Below are 17816 nucleotides of genomic sequence, written 5' to 3'. Positions count from 1 at the left end.
GACCCGGCGTGCTGATCATCACGCTTGTGCACGAGTTCAGACATGACGCATCGGATCGATGAGCCGTGCCGTTGCTTCCCGGGGTGACCCGACATCTCGTGACGTGTTCCCCGCTCGGTCTGTCGCCCACCGATCCTCGCTAGGTCGCTCGACCGCGGTGCAGCGTCGTGCGCTTCACCGTTCCGTCCGGGTTGAAGTAGGTCCACTGGCCAATCTTGCGGCCCAGGTCGAACTCACCCTCGTCGATGATCGCCCCTGCCGCGTTCCAGCGCTGCCAGAAGCCGTGCTTCTCCCCGTCGAGGAACCCACCTCTTTGCAGCAGCCCGCCGGTCGCGCGGTACCAAGTCACCGGTCCGGTGAGGCTTCCTGCTGCGTACTGGCTCACCGACCGCACCCGCCCGTCCGCGAAGTAGTGCGTCCACTCGCCGACTCGTTCACCCTCGACGTAGGTGCCGACGATCATGCCTCCGTGAGGATCACGCTCCTCCCAGCGGCCGGTGCGGCGCCCCGAGGCATCCTCTTCGTTCCGCGTCTCGCTGTCGCTCATTCCTGCTCCTGATCGTCGATGTGGGTCGCGAGCCACGCGGCGATCTCGGTCAACCGCGCGGTGTTGAGGTGGTGGATATTGGTGCGCCCGATCTTGCGGACGCTGACCACGCCCGCCTCTTCCAGTACGGCGATGTGCTTGCTGACGGCCTGGCGGGTGACGACCGTGGCCCGACCGGACATCAGCCGTGTGCACAGTTCGAACAGGCTCTGGTCGTTGCGTTCGTGGAGGGCTTCGATCAGGGCGCGGCGGGTGGGATCTGCAATCGCCCGGAACGCATCACTCATATCGCGAAGGTAGGTAACCATCAGGTTGCCTGTCAAGAACGAAGAGGAAGGTCCCTGATCATCCGGTTCGTGGGAGGACAGTAGTCGGTGAGGGGGCGTTGGATGGGCGGGTCCGGAACCGACGAACGTTGGAGAGAAGATGTCCCATCAGTTGAGAATCGGCACCCTCGACGGCGGCCGTACGCCTGCTGAACTCGACGCCCGGCGGTTCAACCGCCACACGTTCTGGTGCGGGCAGAGCGGGTCGGGGAAGACCTACGCGCTGGGTGTCGTCCTGGAACAGTTGCTGCTGGGCACCCGGCTGCCGCTCCTCGTCCTCGATCCGAACGCGGACTTCGTCCGCCTGGGAGAACTCAAGGCGCCGCTCAACGGGAGTTCGGACGCGTTCGATGATGTGCGCGTCCTTCGCGCCACGGGGAGCGGGTCCGACTATGTCCGGGTGCGGTTCCTGGACCAGTCGCTGGAGTCGCGCGCCGCCGTCCTGGGTCTCGATCCGGTCCTGGACCGCGAGGAGTACAACGTCCTCGTCCACCTCGAGAGCGAGGTGGACGTGAAGGACCGCACCGATCTGGTCGGTCAGCTGCGGGCGAAGGACTCCGCCTCGGGGCGGAATCTCGCGATGCGCATCGAGAATCTCGGCGTCCTCGAATGGGACCTCTGGGCGTGGGGCGGCCGGTCTGCTGAAGACGTCATCGACGAACGCCCACGCGCGACTGTCCTCGATCTGGGCGGCTTCCGGTTTCCGGCCGAACCGCAGGTCGCGGCACTCAGCGTGCTCGATCACCTGTGGAAGAACCGTGAGGAACGTCGCCCGATCCTCATCGTGATCGACGAGGCCCACAACCTCTGCAGCCCGGACCCGATCACGCCCGTCCAGCGCGCGCTCACCGAACGGATCACCCAGATCGCCGCGGAGGGGCGTAAGTTCGGGCTCTGGCTTCTTCTGTCGACCCAGCGACCGTCCAAACTCCCTGTCAACGTCCTGAGCCAGTGCGACAACCTCGTCCTCATGAAGATGTCATCGCCGCGGGATCTTGCCGAACTGGCCTCCGTCTTCGGTTACGTCTCGCCCGGGCACCTCGACGACGCCCTGCATTTCACGAAGGGCCAGGCCCTAGTCGCGGGGGGCTTCATCGCCGCTCCGTCGGTGGTGCAGGTGCGCACGCGGCTCACCCACGAAGGCGGGGCCGACATCGCCGTACCCCTCTGAGGCAACCCTCGAACAAACCCCCGGGAATGCCGCGAGGCACCAGGCCGGAACGCAGTCCGGTGCCGGGTCAGGCGCTCGCCGGGTGCTCCTGCTCCCCCGCTCCGCTCTGCAGCCAGGCCACCGCCAGGTGGCGGGAGGTGAAGAACCGCGTGGGACAGGGTGGGGAGTTCACCCCGAGGAAGAAATTGGCGATCATCCTGTCGACGGGGGAGGAGCCCAGGAGGGCGATCCGTGACGCCGCGCAGGGGGTGGCGAAGACGGCCCGCGCGTCGCGCGTCACCGTTCGCGTGGTCTCCATGTCCACGAGCATCGGGTGGCCCTCCGCCTCGGCGAGGGAGTCGACCGCCCGCATGGCGGCCTCGGCGTCCGTGGCGGTGATGGTGCAGTCCCGATCCCACTCCAGGTGGAGGATGCCGTTCGGCAGGAGTTCCAGGCCGGCTTTGTCGCCGTCGATACGCTGTGCGGGCAAGGGGGCCTCCTGAGCAGACCGCTGATGCCTTCCGGGCCGGGCCGGCCCTGGGTTCACCCCGTGAGACCGAGGATCAGCGAGTCTTCATCGTAGCGAAGTATCCGGGGATACCGGTGGTCCCGTCGCCGCCCATCGGCACCGCCTCGATGGTCACCGGTCCATCGGTCACCACCTGCCAGGCTGCCTCGGGGAACGCTGCACGGCGTTCCTCCGGGCCGAAACGGCCCGGCACGGGAATGCCGCCGATGGCCTTGCGCAGCGGAAGCGGGATCCTGCCCGGCATCGCGCCGAGGCTCTGCATGTAGGAGAGCGGGCTGCCGCGATAGTTCGTCTCCGTGAGCAGGACGCGTCCGCGCCGGCCCACCACTGCGTGCAGGTTCTGCGCCAGCTGGTCGCGCTGCGGGCCCCTCAGGACATGGAAGACACCACGGACGAACACGTTCATGTCCCCGTATTCCTCATGGAGCATATGGCCGCTGCCGGGAAGGGTGAGGTCGAGGGCTCGGAAGGTGATGGCATGCCCGTCCCCGGTCTCCTGCCGCGCCCGCTGTACGGCACTCTCCGCGATGTCCACGCCGACGGCGGCCGGGAAGCGGGGGGCGAGCCAGCGCGTCCAGCGTCCGTTCCCGCATCCGACGTCGAGGACCGGGAGCGCGCAGTCCATGGACGCCTCCATGGACTGCGCGTACTGCTCCGCCTCGGGGCCGATGTCCGTGTCCCAGAGCACCTCGCCCTGTGTGCCGGTTGCCCGGACTCCGTGCCAGTAGCCTTCCCACGCCCTCGCCGGGTCCCGGGGAGTGCGCCGCGCCAGGAGCGCGACCTCGGGGACCATCAGGAGTTGGCGGATGATTCGCAGCATAGGTCGAGGGTACAGACGGTCCCCGCACAACAGGGTCAACCAAGGATTTCCACAGGATGCGGCGAGGACGCACCGGATCGGGTCCGGCCGGGGTGGCGGCCTGCCTATGCTGGCCCTTGCCATGAACGCCATGGCCAGCGCAGAGGATGGGGACTTGATGCGGCGCGACACGCCCTTTGCCGCCGTCGTGCGCCGCCGCGAGCAGTGGGGTCACACCCGGGTCCTGACCGCCGTGATGGTGAGCCTGCTCGTCCTCTATACCGTGAGCCTCCTGCTGGGGGATCCGACGACGTTCGAGCCTCTCTCCGACGGCTGGCTGTGCATCCTCACCGAACTCTCCGCCGTAGGCCTGTGCATCAGTGCTGCGGTACGGACCCGATTCGCCGAACCGCAGGTCCTGCTCGGCGGCGGGGCGGTCCTCGCCTACACCGCCGGCGACGCCTACTACCTGGCATCGCTGGACGGAGGCGACTCGCTCGGCTTCATCTCCCTGGCGGACGTTCCGTACCTCGCCTTCTATCCGCTGATGCTCGGCGCTCTCGCGGTCGTGCTCGTGCGGAAGCTGCGCGGCCTGATGTGGCCCATCCTGCTGGACAGCCTGGTCGGAGCGCTCGCGGCAGCCTCGCTCGTGGCGCTGCTGCTGGCGCCGATCCTGCAGACCGGCACTGCCGGCGGCACGGCCTTCGAGGTGGCCATCACCGTCGCCTACCCGCTCCTCGATCTGCTGGTGATCACCGCCGTGGGAGGGGTCCTCGCGTCGAGGGGCCTCGACATCGGGCCGCGCTGGCCGGTCCTGATCGCCGGGATGATCCTCTTCTCCGCCGCCGACGTCGCCTATGCGCTCGGCATCGAAGACTACAGCGCCGGTTCGCTCATCGATGCCGGCTGGGTGACCGGGGTGGTGGCCGTGGCTGCCTGGGTCGACGGCGCAGCAGGAACCGGGCGGGCCCGCAGGAGCCGCGGCGTCCCGGAGCTCGCGGCACCCCTGGTGTCCACGGCGGCGGCGCTCGCCGTGCTCGTCATCGGTTCCCGGCTGGACATCCCGCTGCTCGCGGTGATCTTCGCGGCTGCCTCGCTGGGCCTGGCGTCCGTGCCCCTCGCCTTCCGGAACCGGATGCTCATGGCGCTGGCACGCACGGACGAGCTCACCAAGCTGCCGAACCGTCGCGCCCTGCTGACCGATGTGCCCGACCGGCTGGCCGACGGCCGCACCGGTGCGCTGTTCATCGTCGATCTCGACCGCTTCAAGCACGTGAACGACGCCCTCGGGCACGACGTCGGGGACGCGCTCCTCGTGCAGGTCAGCCGACGGTTCCGTCAGCAGCTGCGCCCCGGGGACCTGCTCGCGCGGCTCGGCGGCGACGAGTTCGCCGTGTTCCTCAGTGGCGCGACGGAGGACGACGCCGTAGCCGCGGCGAAGAGGCTGGGCGCCGAACTCTCCAGCCCTGTGGAGATCGGTACCACCGCCCTTCAGGTGAGCGCCAGCATCGGGATCGCCCTGACGCCCCGGCACGGCACCGACATCAGCCTGCTCATGCGGAAGGCCGATATCGCCATGTTCCGGGCGAAGGCGCAGCGCAGCGGCTGCCACGTGTACGACGCCACGGACGACGACGACGGCGAACTGCGGCTGCGGACCGTCCAGGAGATCCGGACGGCGCTCGCGGAGGATCAGATGGAGCTGCACTATCAGCCGAAGGTCCGCCTGGCCGACCAGGAGGTGATCGGCGTGGAGGCCCTCGTCCGGTGGAACCACCCGACCCGCGGGCAGTTGCCACCGAGCGCGTTCCTGTCGCTCGCCGAGGATGCCGGCCTGATGCCGCAGCTGTCCTCGCTCGTCCTTCGGAGGGCCGTCCAGCGCGTCGCCCGCTGGCGCGCGGAAGGTCTGGACGTCGTCGTCGCCGTGAACATGTCCGGTTCCTGCATTCTGCCGTGCCTCCCGCACGAGATCCTTGACCTGCTCGAGGAGCACGGCGTGCCGGCGTCCTGTCTCATGCTCGAGATCACCGAGGACGTCCTGATGTCCACGCCCGCGGGGACCGCCGGGCTCCTCGCGGAGCTGCGGGCCGTGGGCGTCCAGATCTCGATCGACGACTTCGGCACCGGCTACAGCTCCCTGGCCTACCTGCGGGACCTTCCCGTCGACGAACTGAAACTCGACCGCTCGTTCGTCACCGCGATGGGGGGCGACGCGCGGGCAGGCGCGCTGGTCGGGTCGATCATCGACATGGCGCACAGCCTGGGCCTCCGCGTGGTCGCCGAGGGCGTCAACAGCGAGGAGACCCGGGAGGAGCTGCTCAACCGCGGATGCGATTCCGGGCAGGGCTTCCACCTCGCCATGCCCCTCCCGGGGTCCGACATCGGACCGTGGCTCGCGGCCCGCACAGTGGCGGCGGGCCGCTGATGGCTGCGGTCCTCGGGGGCCGGCGGACGCGCCCGGTAGAAACTGTGCAGAACGGTTCCGATGCACTCGGTCCGGGCGCCGATATCTGGCAATGTGTTAGCCATGACACCTGACCCCGACGCGCGTGTCGCGCTCATCATCGAAGACGACGCCGATGTGCGGCAGTTGCTGGTCATGACGCTCGGCATGAACGGCTTCACCACGATCGAGGCAGAGAACGGGCGCCAGGGCGTCGCGCTCGTCCGTGACCGTCAGCCGGACCTCGTGACGCTGGACCTGAATCTCCCCGACATCGACGGCGTCGAGGTGTGCCGGCAGATACGGCCGCTGACGGACGCCTACGTCATCATGATCACGGCGCGGCAGGATGAGATCGACCGCCTCATCGGGCTCGAGATCGGCGCGGACGACTTCGTGGTGAAGCCGTTCAGCCCCCGTGAGGTCGGGGCGCGGGTCAATGCGATGTTCCGGCGGCCGCGGAGCACGGTGCGGAATTCCGCCCAGCCGCTGCTGGGCACGGACGCGGAACCGCAGCCGACGGCGGCGGCGTTCCCGGTCCCAGCGGATCCGGTGGCGGGGATGCTGACCCACGGACCCCTCAGCATCGACACCGAGGGCCGGATCGCACTGCTCGACGGCGTCGAGGTCCCGCTCACGCGGATCGAGTTCGACCTGCTGGCCACGCTCATCTCCGGACCCCGCCGGGTCTGGCAGCGCGAGACCCTGCTGGCACGGATCTGGGGTGACGGGTGGGTCAACGACCAGCACCTCGTCGAAGTGCATATCCGGAACCTGCGGAAGAAGCTGGGCGAGGACACCAAGGCGCCCCGGTTCATCCGGACGGTACGCGGCGTCGGCTATCGGATGATGCCGCCCAGCGCGGACTGAAAGTCCGCCGCGAGGCTTCGCAGCCGCGCGACCGCCGCTTCGTGCCCGGAGGGCTCCCCCACGACCTCCAGGGCCGTGGATGATTCCTCCGCGAGCCGGCGCGCGCCCACCATGGACGCGCTCGCCTTAAGGCTGAGCAGGGCGACGACGGCCGCGTCCGTGGCGCGCGCAGAGAGGGCCGCCTCCACGGCATCGATCCGCTGCGGGAGCATCTGCGTGAACAGCTGCGCGAATTCCATGGCGCCCGCCGGGTCGGAGAGTTCGTCCCCGAGGTTCTCGAGGGTCCGCCGATCGAGCGCGGGAGGCTGTGGCCCGTCGCTCCTGTCGGTGGCTGGGCGGGAGGTGGTGGCGTCACACGTCGTCCGGACCGCGGCCGGAAGGGACGGGAGGTGGATCGTGGTCACGCCTGCTCCTTCTCGCTGCCGCCGGGCCTGGTGGGGAACGGATCCCGATCGAGGCTGCCCGCCGGTTCCGGTGGACGGACCGGAACCGGCGGGAGGATCGTGGAGACCTGTGCTCCTGCGTTCCACTCTGGCCCTCGCCGCTCAAACACGCCGTGCCGGAAGTGCGAAAGAAGACCGAAGAAAGGGCGAAGGTCGGTCGGCCCCGACCGCGCCGTGCCTACGCCAGCATCTCCCGCACCATCGGGATCACCTTGGTGCCGTAGAGCTCGATGCTGTGCATGAGTTTCCCGTGGGGCAGTGGTCCGGCGCTGTACTTCATGTCGAAGCGGTCGATGCCGAGGGTCCGCGCGGTCGCGGCGATCTTCCGCGCGACGGTCTCCGGCGACCCGACGTACAGGGAACCGAAGTCCGCCTCGTGGTCGAACTCCTCGCGCGTCGTCGGACCCCAGCCGCGCTCCCGGCCGATGCGGTCGCGCATGATCCGGTTGTCCGGCCAGAGCTCCTCGCGGGCCTGCTCGTCGGAGTCGGCGATGTAGCCGGGTGAGTGGACACCGATGGGCAGCGTAGGCCGGCCGAGCTGGTTCAGGGCGCGGTGGTACAGGTCCACGTAGGGGGCGAAGCGCGCGGGGTCTCCGCCGATGATCGCGAGCATCAGCGGCATGCCGTAGCGGGCCGCCCGCACCACGGACTCGGGACTCCCGCCGACGCCGATCCACGTCTTCAGGTGCCCACCCTCGGTCTTCGGGTAGACCTCGTGGTCCTTCAGGCCCGGGCGGGTGCTGCCGGACCACGTGACCGGCCCTTCCTTGATGAGCTCCGAGAACAGGTCGAGCTTCTCCTCGAACAATCGCTCGTAGTCGGAGAGTTCGTAGCCGAAGAGCGGGAAGGACTCGGTGAAGGAGCCCCGCCCGAGGATGACCTCCGCGCGGCCGTTCGAGGCGGCGTCGAGGGTGGCGAAGCGCTGGTAGACGCGCACGGGGTCGTCGGAGCTGAGCACCGTCACGGCCGAACCGAGGCGGATGCGCTCCGTCTGCCCGGCAATCGCCGCGAGGACGGTCTCGGGGGCGGAGATGGCGAAGTCGTCCCGGTGGTGCTCGCCGAGACCGATGAAGTCGACGCCGACCTGGTCGGCGAGGACGGCCTCCGCGATCACGTCGCGGATGACCTGCGGGTACGGGACGGGGGTGCCGTCCTCGCCGCGCGTGACGTCCCCGAAGGTGTCGAGTCCGAGTTCCAGTTCGCGTGCCATGGTGATGCTCCCGTGCTCAGCGTGCGGGCCCGCCCTGGGCCTGCTGGTAGAACAGGCTCCTCACCGGTGTTATTCCATGCATATGTATCTACTTGGACCCGCCGCCACCGGTCTGCAGGGCCTCTGCCGCGCGGTCCGCCCGGGCGATGCTCGCCGGATCCCCGAGGTCGACGCCGGCACGTGCCGCGGCAGCCCGCGCGGCCGGGGACTTCAGGTCGGGCAGGACGAAGCGCTCCGGGGTGATCCGGGCATCCTGCGCGGCATGCGTGCGCTGGTCCCGGGCCAGTGCGGGAGCTGACAGTTCGGCGGCCTGCAGCGTGGCCGCGGTGACGGCCACCGGGGCGCCCGTCAGCGCCGGGCCGATCAGGGGCGCGTAGCCGACGGCATGGCCGGAGCGGTTGGGATGGTAGGAGTCGGAGACGGGGTTCGCGAGACCGTTCAGCCACTCGACGTCGTCGCACACCGCGTGTCCCCCGAACACCGCAGACGGATCCCGGAAGGTGAAGCCGGCCGCGGCGGCCGCCGCCGCCGTCGTCCGGTTGAGCAGCTCCGCCGTCGCGTTGAGGCGTGCCTCCTCCGTGGGCGAGAACCAGGTGGCCGCGTTGCAGTCCTCGCCGTTGAAGATCCGCGGGTAGCCCGCCACGGTGACGGACGCCTGGGGTGCCCGGGCACGGATCTGGCCGTACAGCGACGCGAGGCGGCCGGGGAGCTGCCCGGTGATGATGCCCTGGGCCCGGTCGATCGCCGCGGTGCAGTTGCTCATCCAGGCCGGCTTCGCACACTCCGTCAGGACGGCGACGAACGCGGCGTCGTTACCGCCGACGCTCACGGACACGTACGCCGTCGCAGGCGTCAGTGCGCCGAGCTGACCGGCCGCGACATCGGGGATGGTGGCGCCGGAGCACGCGCGGAAGTCCAGGGCGTACCCCCTGGCGCTCGCGATGAGGACGGGGAACGCGTGGACGGACCGCTGGCAGTTCGTCCCGTCCGCCAGGTAGCTGCGCGTCCCGGTGCCCGACGAGTACGAATCGCCGAGGGCGACATACGCGGCAGGTGCTGCGCTCGCGGGCGGCGCGGGCACCACGACGGCGGCGAGCAGGGCCAGGGAGGCGAGGGCGGAACGGAGGCGCGGGATCGTCATTGATGCTCCTGGTGCGGATGGGGCTGTTGTGACCACGCTAGTCCCGCGTCGACCACGGCGGGAGGCCCAACCTGGTGCCGAAGGCACCACCCTTCCGCGGATCCGGTGCGGCGGGGTAGGGTTCCGCCGTCGCGGCGGCCTTTGCCTCCGATCCGGGGCGCGCGGTACGCTGTGGGACGGCTCACATGCCGCACGACCCAACTGAATACGCCATCGATCTGCAGCGGGAGAGTTCTGCCGTTGACCCACACACCGGCAGGCGCCGTAGGAGCAAATCCTCCCCAGGAATCTCTCAGGCGAAAGTACCGCTGCGGCTAGGCAACTCTGGAAAGCAGCCCCGGACGGCGTCCGGCGCTCACCGACGGTGCAAGCAGGCGCAGAGCCCTGCGGAAACTCTCAGGTCCCCTACAGAGCGGGGAGGAACCCGACCAGGCCCGCGCGCCCGCGCCCCTCATCTGACGTACGGAGTTCCCATGACTGCCTCCCCCGACATCGCGTCGACCTTCGCCGACCGCCATATCGGCCCACGCACCTCGGACGCCGGGCACATGCTCGAGGTCCTCGGCTACCCGAGCCTCGACAAGCTCGTGGGGCTGGCGGTCCCCGCCAGTATCCGCCTCGACAGGGCGCTGAGCCTCCCGGCCGCCCTCAGCGAGACCGAGGTCCTGGCGCAGCTCCGCCGGATCGCGGGCCGGAACAGGACCGCCGTGCAGATGATCGGGCAGGGCTACTTCGACACCGTCACGCCGCCGGTCATCCGCCGCAACGTCCTCGAATCGCCCGCCTGGTACACCGCCTACACGCCGTACCAGCCCGAGATCTCCCAGGGCCGCCTCGAGGCCCTCCTCAACTTCCAGACCATGGTCCAGGACCTCACGGCCCTCGACATCGCCAACGCCTCACTGCTCGACGAGGCATCCGCCGTCGCGGAGGCCGTCCTGCTCATGCGCCGTTCCGGGAAGAACAAGGGCCGCACGGTGATCGACGCCGACGCCCTTCCGCAGACCGTCGCCGTGGTCCGCGGCCGCGCCGAGGCGCTCGGGTTCGACGTCGAGGTGGTGGACCTCTCGGCGGGCCTGCCCGACGGCGACATCAACGGCGTCGTCCTGCAGCAGCCCGGAGCCTCCGGCGCCCTGCGCGACCACGCGGCCGTCATCAGCGCGGCCAAGGAGCGGGGCGCCCTCGTCACGGTCGCCGCCGACCTCCTGGCCCTGACGCTCATCACCGCCCCGGGCGAGCAGGGTGCCGACATCGCCGTCGGGTCCGCGCAGCGCTTCGGCGTCTCCCTCTTCTTCGGCGGCCCGCATGCCGCGTACATGGCGGTCCGCAAGGGCCTCGAGCGTATGCTCCCCGGCCGCCTCGTCGGCGTCTCGAAGGATGCCGACGGCGCCCCCGCCTACCGCCTGGCCCTGCAGACCCGCGAGCAGCACATCCGCCGCGAGAAGGCCACGAGCAACATCTGCACGGCGCAGGCGCTGCTGGCGATCGTCGCCTCGATGTACGCCGTCTACCACGGCCCCGAGGGGCTCAAGGCCATCGCGCGCACCACGCACCGGCGCGCCGTCGCTCTCGCCGACGCCCTGAAGGGCTCCGGGACCACCGTGGTGCACCACGCCTTCTTCGACACCCTCCTGATCCGGGTCCCGGGCAAGGCGGCGGAGTACGCCGACACGGCCGAGGCCGCCGGCTACAACCTCCGCCGCATCGACGCCGACCACCTCGGCATCTCCTGCGACGAGACGACGACGCCGGAGCACGTCGCCGCCGTCGCGGCCGTCTTCGGGGGAACGATGGCCGAGTCCGCTGCGGCGCACGACGGGCGGATCCCCGCGGACCTGCACCGCACGTCCGCGTTCATGACGCACCCGGTCTTCTCGCTGCACCGCTCGGAGACCGCGATGCTGCGCTACCTGCGCCGGCTCTCGGACCGGGACCTCGCCCTGGACCGCACCATGATCCCGCTGGGCTCCTGCACCATGAAGCTCAACGCGACGGTCGAGATGGAATCCATCTCCTGGCCCGAGTTCGCGTCCATCCACCCGTTCGCCCCGGAGAGCCAGACCGAGGGCTGGCGTGAGCTGATCACGGACCTCGAGGAGCGGCTCGCGGAGATCACCGGGTACGCGCAGGTCTCCCTCCAGCCCAACGCCGGCTCGCAGGGCGAGCTCGCGGGTCTCCTGGCCATCCGCGGTTACCACCGCTCGCGCGGCGACGAGAACCGCACCATCTGCCTCATCCCGTCCTCGGCCCACGGCACCAACGCGGCATCGGCCGTGCTGGCGGGTATGAAGGTGGTGGTGGTGGGCACGGCGGCGAACGGCAACATCGACCACGACGACCTCCTCGCGAAGATCGAGCAGCACGCCGAGAACCTCTCGGCCATCATGATCACCTACCCCTCCACCCACGGCGTGTTCGAGGAGGACGTGCGCTGGGTCTGCGAGAAGGTGCACGGGGCCGGCGGCCAGGTCTACATCGACGGCGCCAACCTCAACGCGCTCGTGGGGCTCGCACAGCCCGGTGAGTTCGGCGGCGACGTCTCCCACCTGAACCTGCACAAGACGTTCTGCATCCCGCACGGCGGCGGCGGGCCCGGCGTCGGTCCCGTGGCCGTCGCCGCGCACCTCGCGCCGTTCCTGCCCGGCGACGCGAACCGCGACATCGCCACGGACGGCGGGCCCGGCGCGGCAGGCGGCACACCGGTCTCCGGGTCGATGTACGGCTCCGCCGGCGTCCTGCCCATCTCCTGGGCGTACATCGCCCTCATGGGCTCCGAGGGTCTCACCAGCGCCACCGCGCATGCCCTGCTCGCCGCCAACTACGTCGCGGCGCGCCTGACCGAGCACTTCCCCGTGCTCTACACCGGGGCGCAGGGGCTCGTGGCCCACGAGTGCATCCTGGACCTCCGCCCGCTGACGGCCGCCACCGGCGTCACCGCCGAGGACGTCGCCAAGCGCCTCATCGACTACGGGTTCCACGCACCCACGCTGTCCTTCCCCGTGGCCGGGACTCTGATGGTGGAGCCGACGGAATCCGAGGACCTCGCCGAACTGGACCGCTTCGTCGATGCCATGATCGCGATCAGGGGCGAGATCGACCGCGTGGCGGCCGGCGACTTCAGCATCGAGGAGAGCCCGCTCCGGCAGGCACCCCACACCGCGCGCGTCCTCGTCAGCGACGAGTGGACGCAGGCCTACCCGCGCGAACTCGCCGCGTACCCGCTGCGCTCGCTGCACCACGACAAGTACTTCCCGCCGGTGCGCAGGATCGACGGCGCCCACGGCGACCGCAACCTCGTCTGCTCCTGCCCGCCCATCGAAGCCTTCGAAGACTAGGAATCCCCATGAGCGAGCAGAGCAAACACACGGCCCTGTACACCCAGCACGAGGCGCACGGGGCGTCCTTCACCGACTTCGGCGGGTGGCAGATGCCCCTGAAGTACCGGAGCGAACTCGAGGAGCACCACACGGTCCGCCGGGCGGCCGGTCTCTTCGACCTGTCCCACATGGGCGAGGTCCTCGTCAGCGGACCCCAGGCCGCCGCGTTCCTCAACTACGCCCTCGTCAGCAACCTCGCGGTGATCGCCGTCGGGAAGGCCAAGTACTCCCTGATCTGCACCGCCGACGGCGGGGTGATCGACGACCTCATCACGTACCGGCTCGCCGAGGACTCCTTCCTCGTGGTGCCGAACGCCTCCAACGCGGGCGTCGTCGCCGAGGAGCTCCGGCACCGCGCCGCAGGCTTCGACGTGACCGTCGAGGACCAGTCCGACACCACGGCCCTCATCGCCGTGCAGGGTCCCACCGCCGAGGCCGTCCTCCTCGAGCTGGCACGCCCGGACGATGCGGCGACCATCCGCGAGCTGAAGTACTACGCGGCCGTCGAGGTGGAACTCGCGGATCTCCCGGTCCTGCTGGCCCGCACGGGCTACACCGGGGAGGACGGCTTCGAGATCTTCATCGGCACCAGCTTCGCGGTGCGCCTCTGGGACGCCGTCCTGCAGGCCGGGGGCGCCCACGGGCTCCTGCCGTGCGGCCTGGCGGCCCGGGACTCGCTCCGGCTGGAGGCCGGCATGCCGTTGTACGGCAACGAACTCGGCCTCGACATCAGCCCCTTCGAGGCCGGCCTCGGCCCCGTGGTCAGCACCAAGAAGGCCGACGACTTCGTGGGACGCGCCGTGCTCGAACCCCTCAAGGCCGCGGAGCCCGCCCGCCGCCTCGTGGGGCTGCGCGCCGTCGGGCGCCGTTCCGCCCGCGCCGGGTACGACGTCGTCGTCGACGGGACCGCCGTCGGCACCGTCACCTCCGGGCTGCCGAGCCCCACTCTCGGCTACCCGATCGCGCTCGCGTACGTGGACGCCGCGTTCGCCGCGATCGGCACCGAGGTGCAGGTGGACCTCCGGGGCCGCCCGGAACCGTTCACCGTGATCCCCACGCCGTTCTACCGGCGCGAGAAGCCTGCCGGTACACCGCAGTGACCATCAGCGCCTTCGACCTCTTCAAGATCGGCATCGGCCCCTCCAGCTCGCACACCGGGGGACCGATGACCGCCGCCTACCGCTTCACCGAGATGCTCCGCACCCAGGGACTGCTGGCCGACGTGCAGCGCGTGCAGGTGGATCTCTTCGGCTCCCTCGGCGTGACGGGCCACGGCCACGGCACGGTGAAGGCCGTGCTGCTCGGCCTGGAGGGTGACCAGCCGCATCTCGTGGACCCGACGTCGGCGGACGCCCGGGTGGCCTACATCGGCGAGTGCCGGTCCCTCAACCTCGCGGGTGAGCGCCGGATCACCTTCGACCCCGAGACGGACGTGCTGCTGCACCGCGGACAGCGGCTCGACTACCACACCAATGGCATGCGTTTCTCGGCATATATTGCCGATAACGAGCCCATTCTGTCCAGGGAATACTTCTCGGTGGGAGGAGGATTCGTCCTGGACGAGGACGAGATCGGCTCGGAGACGGCGGCCGTGGAGCCCGTCCCGGTGTCCCACCCGTTCGACACGGCCGACCAGCTGGTGGAGCTCTGCCGGCGGACCGGCGGGTCCTTCTCGGACGTCGTCCTCGCGAACGAGCTGTCCTGGCGGTCCGAGGCCGAGGTCAGGGAGGGGCTGCTCGCGATCTGGGCGGTCATGCAGGACACCATCCTGCGCGGCACGACGACGGGCGGCATCCTGCCCGGCGGGCTGAGCGTCCGGCGCAGGGCGGAGCGGCAGCGGCAGCTGCTCGAGAAGGCCGACGATCCGACCGACCGCCTCGGCACGATGGAATGGGTCACGCTCTTCGCGCTGGCCGTCAATGAGGAGAACGCGGCCGGCGGGCGCGTGGTCACGGCACCGACCAACGGCGCGGCGGGCATCATCCCGGCCGTCCTGAAGTACTACACGGACTTCGTCCCGGGAGCCGACGACGACGGCGTGGTCCGCTTCCTGCTCGCGGCGACGGCCATCGGCTCCCTGTTCAAGAAGAACGCGTCGATCTCCGGCGCGGAGGTGGGTTGCCAGGGCGAGGTCGGCTCGGCGTGTGCCATGGCGGCCGGAGCGCTGGCCGAGGTGCTCGGTGGGACTCCGGAGCAGGTCGAGAACGCCGCCGAGATCGGGATCGAGCACAACCTCGGGCTGACCTGCGATCCCGTGGGCGGGCTCGTGCAGATCCCGTGCATCGAGCGGAACGCCGTCGGTGCGATGAAGGCCATCACCGCCGCGCGGATGGCCGTCCGGGGGGACGGGCAGCACCACGTCTCGCTCGACGTCGCCATCAAGACCATGCGCGACACCGGCGCCGACATGATGGACAAGTACAAGGAGACAGCGCGCGGCGGATTGGCCCTGAACGTCGTGGAGTGCTGAGCGCGCGTGCCTGAGCTCCCGGTCCGCATCGAGGTCATCCCCGGCGACGGCCTGGAGGAACGGCTCCGGGCGCACCTGCCCGCCCCCGCCGTCGTCACCGTGACCTGCCTGCCGCACCACGGTCCCGGCGAGGCCGTGGACACCGCCGTGGGGCTCGCGGCAGCCGGATACACCGCCGTCCCGCATCTCGCCGCGCGCTCCGTGGCGGGCCGATCGGAGCTGGCCGGGCACGTCCAGCGCTGCACGGACGCAGGGATCCGGGACGTCTTCGTGGTCGGCGGGGACGCCGCCCGTGCGGCAGGCCCGTACGCCTGGAGCGGCGCACTCATGGAGGACATCGCGGATCTCTCCGGCGGCGCCCTCCGCATGGGGATCGCGGTGTACCCCGAGGGCCACCCGGGAACCGCCGAGGACGAGCTGGCGAGGACGCTGCGCGCCAAGCAGGAGTTCGCGTCCTGGTGCGTCACCCAGCTCTGCTTCTCCCCGGACACCCTGCGCGCCTACCTGCCGCGGCTGCGGCGCGACGGAATCACGGTGCCGGTCTGGGCCGGCGTCCCCGGACCGGTCCGCATCAGCCGCCTGCTCCGGCTGGCCGGCACGATCGGGGTGGGATCGTCGATCGGGTTCCTCCGGCGCTCCGCCGGTGGGGCCGACACCGGGTCCGTGGTGCGGCAGCTGCTGTCCTCGGCGTCCTACGACCCGGCGCCCCTGGTGGCGGCGCTCGACGGCGCGGGCTACGAGGGGCTCCACGTGTACAGCTTCAACGACCTCGCGGGGCTCGAGCGGTCGGGCATGGCACGAGCGCCACTGGCGTGATGGTCAGGGCCGGCCGTGTTCGAGGAGGAAGTGGTCGGGCATGGAGGCGGCGGTGTCCGGGGTCCGGTACTCCTCGGCCGTGAGGTCTGAGATGGCCAGGACGTCCTGCTGGGCTTGGCGGGCAGACCAGGGATGGCTGTCGAGCCGGTCCTGGTGTGCCCGGTCCGGTGACTAGGGCTCGACAGTGATGCCGGCGCTCATCCCTGGCGCGTCGGGCGGACAGCCGGTGGCGCGTGCGCGCCTGCTGCGATCCAGGCGTCGAGGTCGCGTGGTCGCTGGAAGGACAGGACGGGAGGCATCGACGGGTCGGCCCTGATCTTCCCGATGGCGTCCCGTTTCCGGGTGAAGGTCCTGAAGTGCCAGCCGATGATGGAGTCCTTCGCGAGGGCGCGGCGGAGGGTTTCGGTGTTGCCGTTGCACACCGGGTCTCTGCGGACGATGCGGCGGATGGTCCGGCGGATGAGGCGTCCGAGGGAGAGCCACCGGGGGTAGTCGAGGAACACGATGAGTTCGGTGCGGGCGAGGATGAGGTCCCGCCAGGACGAGTAGGCGCTGTCCAGGACCCATCGGTCCTGGGCGGCGATGCCGGCCGCGATCCGGTACTGGTCCTCGATGGGGCGGTTCTCCCAGCCGGGGAGCCATCCGAGGTCGTCGTCGGCCGAGAACTCAGGGATGCCGGTAACGGCGGAATAGGCGTGGGTGGCGGAGCTCTTCCCGCTGCCGGTCACACCATGGAACAGAACCCGTTGGGCCGGTACACCCGTCATGGGATCCACCGTAGTGCCCTCGGCAACTGGAACGAGGACGTCGTACCGACCTGAGCCCGGCTCCACCCCGTCGACAGCAACGAAGATCCTGCCGAGTCGGCAGCAGTCCCCGTGAGGCCGACCTGTCTCTCTCCGGTCACGCCGTCCCGGTCGGGAGGACGCGAACAGCGACCGCCCATTCAGGCGGTCGCTTCGAGTGCGTTTCCTGGCTGGGGCGTCAGACGGCGGCCGCGGCCGGCTTCTGACGCTGAGGAGCGAGTTCCCCGATGATGCCGCGCAGGAGCTTGCGGAGTTCGAAGGACTCGAGCCCCTCGCCGACCATCAGTGTGCGCTCGATGTCCTCGGCCTTGGCGAGTGCCTCGACGCCGGCCGGGGTGATCGTGATGCGCTGGCTGCGGCGGTCGATGCTGTCGCGGATACGGGAGATGAACCCCTGGCGCTCGAGCTTCTCGATGGTCTTGCCGATCGTCTGGGCCTGGACGTGGACCGCGAGCGCGAGCTTGGCGCCCGTCATGGTGCCCGTTCGGGACAGGACGCCGAGGGTGGTGTAGCCGGCATGGGTGATTCCGATGTCGAGCAGCCTCTCGTTCCACGCGTGATCCACGAGGCGGGCGGCGGTGGTGAGCAGGCGGCTGGTCGACCACTCTTCCAATTCAGACATGCGATCTCCTCCCGAAGATTTGGGGACGCCCCTCCGGTGCTGAGCAGTGCCGGCGGGCGCGGTGTCATCGCAACCGACCGGTGGAACGGGGAACGGGGTCGACTGCCTTAGGTCAACTATGCGCTTCGATCTTCAAGTTTTCCCGTCGGCCCGTCCGAAGCTTCGGGCAAGAAAGTCGAGGGGGCGAGGCTTGCGCCTGCTGAAAGCGGGGATCTCGGGGCGACCCGGCCCGCCCCTGGGCCCATCAGGGCGCAGGACGGGATCCCG

General features: G+C 70.1%; 16 protein-coding genes and 1 riboswitch. Of the genes, 7 read left to right on the top strand and 9 right to left on the bottom strand.

The window, feature by feature from the left end:
* Nucleotides 1–139 precede the first annotated feature (139 nt).
* Both AC4D2F_RS10535 and AC4D2F_RS10530 read right to left on the bottom strand, forming a co-directional pair.
* On the bottom strand, nt 140–547 hold the full coding sequence (locus AC4D2F_RS10535; protein ID WP_490910476.1) for a toxin-antitoxin system YwqK family antitoxin: 408 nt from the start codon (nt 545–547) through the stop codon (nt 140–142).
* Nucleotides 544–870: an ArsR/SmtB family transcription factor gene (locus AC4D2F_RS10530; RefSeq protein ID WP_490910475.1), complete on the bottom strand. Its 327-nt coding sequence runs from the start codon at nt 868–870 to the stop codon at nt 544–546. Before AC4D2F_RS10530 ends, AC4D2F_RS10535 begins: the two co-directional genes overlap by 4 nt.
* Before the next feature lie 103 nt (nt 871–973).
* On the opposite strand from AC4D2F_RS10530, the gene AC4D2F_RS10525 reads away from it, so the two are divergent.
* Nucleotides 974–2044, top strand: coding sequence for an ATP-binding protein (locus AC4D2F_RS10525; protein ID WP_490910474.1), 1071 nt, complete (start codon nt 974–976; stop codon nt 2042–2044).
* 67 nt (nt 2045–2111) lie between these two features.
* Here AC4D2F_RS10525 and AC4D2F_RS10520 read toward each other — a convergent pair whose 3' ends face one another.
* Both AC4D2F_RS10520 and AC4D2F_RS10515 read right to left on the bottom strand, forming a co-directional pair.
* A complete protein-coding gene (locus AC4D2F_RS10520) occupies nt 2112–2513 on the bottom strand; it encodes a DUF7793 family protein (protein WP_104167581.1) in 402 nt (133 codons plus the stop codon).
* Between the two features lie 73 nt (nt 2514–2586).
* Entirely contained in the window at nt 2587–3372 is a 786-nt protein-coding gene (locus tag AC4D2F_RS10515; RefSeq protein ID WP_490910473.1) for a class I SAM-dependent methyltransferase, read from the bottom strand.
* A gap of 157 nt (nt 3373–3529) precedes the next feature.
* On the opposite strand from AC4D2F_RS10515, the gene AC4D2F_RS10510 reads away from it, so the two are divergent.
* Nucleotides 3530–5776, top strand: a complete 2247-nt coding sequence (locus AC4D2F_RS10510; RefSeq protein WP_490910472.1) for a putative bifunctional diguanylate cyclase/phosphodiesterase — start codon at nt 3530–3532, stop codon at nt 5774–5776.
* A 102-nt stretch (nt 5777–5878) separates the two neighbouring features.
* A complete protein-coding gene (locus tag AC4D2F_RS10505) occupies nt 5879–6664 on the top strand; it encodes a response regulator transcription factor (protein ID WP_490910471.1) in 786 nt (261 codons plus the stop codon).
* Here AC4D2F_RS10505 and AC4D2F_RS10500 read toward each other — a convergent pair.
* The 3 genes from AC4D2F_RS10500 to AC4D2F_RS10490 all read right to left on the bottom strand — a co-directional run bounded on the left by AC4D2F_RS10500 (nt 6634) and on the right by AC4D2F_RS10490 (nt 9458).
* Entirely contained in the window at nt 6634–7068 is a 435-nt protein-coding gene (locus AC4D2F_RS10500) for an Hpt domain-containing protein (RefSeq protein WP_104167585.1), read from the bottom strand. The genes AC4D2F_RS10505 and AC4D2F_RS10500 overlap by 31 nt on opposite strands.
* Nucleotides 7069–7285: 217 nt before the next feature.
* Complete coding sequence (locus AC4D2F_RS10495; RefSeq protein WP_104167586.1) at nt 7286–8317, bottom strand: LLM class flavin-dependent oxidoreductase; 1032 nt, start codon at nt 8315–8317, stop codon at nt 7286–7288.
* 88 nt (nt 8318–8405) lie between these two features.
* Entirely contained in the window at nt 8406–9458 is a 1053-nt protein-coding gene (locus AC4D2F_RS10490) for an SGNH/GDSL hydrolase family protein (protein WP_490910470.1), read from the bottom strand.
* A gap of 214 nt (nt 9459–9672) precedes the next feature.
* A riboswitch (glycine riboswitch) is annotated at nt 9673–9776 on the top strand.
* Nucleotides 9777–9931: 155 nt separating this feature from the next.
* On the opposite strand from AC4D2F_RS10490, the gene gcvP reads away from it, so the two are divergent.
* Genes gcvP through AC4D2F_RS10470 form a run of 4 tightly spaced genes read left to right on the top strand, consistent with a single transcriptional unit; the run spans nt 9932 to nt 16121 of the window.
* A complete protein-coding gene (gene gcvP / locus AC4D2F_RS10485) occupies nt 9932–12793 on the top strand; it encodes an aminomethyl-transferring glycine dehydrogenase (RefSeq protein WP_490910469.1) in 2862 nt (953 codons plus the stop codon).
* A gap of 8 nt (nt 12794–12801) precedes the next feature.
* On the top strand, nt 12802–13935 hold the full coding sequence (gene gcvT / locus AC4D2F_RS10480) for a glycine cleavage system aminomethyltransferase GcvT (RefSeq protein WP_490910468.1): 1134 nt from the start codon (nt 12802–12804) through the stop codon (nt 13933–13935).
* Nucleotides 13932–15305, top strand: a complete 1374-nt coding sequence (locus AC4D2F_RS10475; protein ID WP_490910467.1) for an L-serine ammonia-lyase — start codon at nt 13932–13934, stop codon at nt 15303–15305. The genes gcvT and AC4D2F_RS10475 overlap by 4 nt, the downstream gene beginning before the upstream one ends.
* 6 nt (nt 15306–15311) lie before the next feature.
* Nucleotides 15312–16121, top strand: a complete 810-nt coding sequence (locus AC4D2F_RS10470; RefSeq protein ID WP_490910466.1) for a methylenetetrahydrofolate reductase — start codon at nt 15312–15314, stop codon at nt 16119–16121.
* A gap of 197 nt (nt 16122–16318) precedes the next feature.
* On the opposite strand, the gene AC4D2F_RS10465 is transcribed toward AC4D2F_RS10470, so the two are convergent.
* Both AC4D2F_RS10465 and AC4D2F_RS10460 read right to left on the bottom strand, forming a co-directional pair.
* Nucleotides 16319–16888, bottom strand: coding sequence for a P-loop NTPase family protein (locus AC4D2F_RS10465; RefSeq protein WP_490910465.1), 570 nt, complete (start codon nt 16886–16888; stop codon nt 16319–16321).
* A 217-nt stretch (nt 16889–17105) separates the two neighbouring features.
* Nucleotides 17106–17549: a MarR family winged helix-turn-helix transcriptional regulator gene (locus AC4D2F_RS10460; protein WP_104167593.1), complete on the bottom strand. Its 444-nt coding sequence runs from the start codon at nt 17547–17549 to the stop codon at nt 17106–17108.
* Between the last annotated feature and the right edge of the window lie 267 nt (nt 17550–17816).

Source organism: Arthrobacter sp. TJ-263 (assembly GCF_058269155.1).
This window is presented reverse-complemented; position numbering and strand designations above follow the sequence as displayed.